Here is a 752-nt window from a genome sequence, read left to right on the forward strand (position 1 = left end):
CTCGATGCCCATGAGAGATGCAATCTATTTCTTTGCCAAAAAACGGTAATATGATCTTTCTGTGAACCATCGATATTACTATTAACTGCCTTCCATTCTGACCAAATGAATTGATTTTTATTTACAGTGCTATCTTCTGCACAACTGCGCCAAAAATACTGATAGGGTTTTTCTTTAGTGCGTCCAATAAAGAAGTGTGTGTCTTTTTTAGGTGTGACCAGGTGGCTGATGGTATCCAATCGTGCTAGTTTTTCATAGCTAATCAGATATTTTTGCATCGCTTTCGTCACTGAATTCTCAGTCAATTTAGCCTGGTTAATACTTTGTTCGAACTCGGTAAACAGTTCTGTTTTATTATAACGTAAAGTCGGATCAATATAATCGGCAGCATAGTATTTCAGCTTTTCTTTACCCGCCCAACGAGAGTAACGTTTATTATAAATACTCCAGTTATGCAGGAAGTTATCTGTGCTGAAATGCCTGGCAACTTTATCGGCGGCCGCGTCAGGTTCGGCCCCGTCAATACAGCGTTCAATATAGAGTTGCAGGCTGCTGATAGCTTCGGCAACTTTTGAGGTTTTTACCTCGCTGCCAATTTTGGTATCCAGCAGCAGGTGTTGATACAATTCGTCAGCAGTTTTAATTTCTTTGCCAAATGTTTTTTTGGCCAGGGCATAGTTCACCAATGCGTCACGGCGTGATTCACTGATTTTTTTCAATACGATAGCATTAGACATAATGTTATATCCTAT

General features: G+C 39.8%; 1 protein-coding gene. It reads right to left on the reverse strand.

Annotated elements, in window-relative coordinates; genetic code table 11:
* Positions 1 to 737 (reverse strand): neuraminidase-like domain-containing protein (locus V1952_RS22220; protein WP_420075592.1); only part of this gene is annotated, 737 nt, incomplete at its 3' end.
* Positions 738 to 752: the final 15 nt, after the last annotated feature.

This window comes from Yersinia sp. 2542 StPb PI (assembly GCF_048593855.1).
Taxonomy (GTDB): domain Bacteria; phylum Pseudomonadota; class Gammaproteobacteria; order Enterobacterales; family Enterobacteriaceae; genus Yersinia; species Yersinia enterocolitica_E.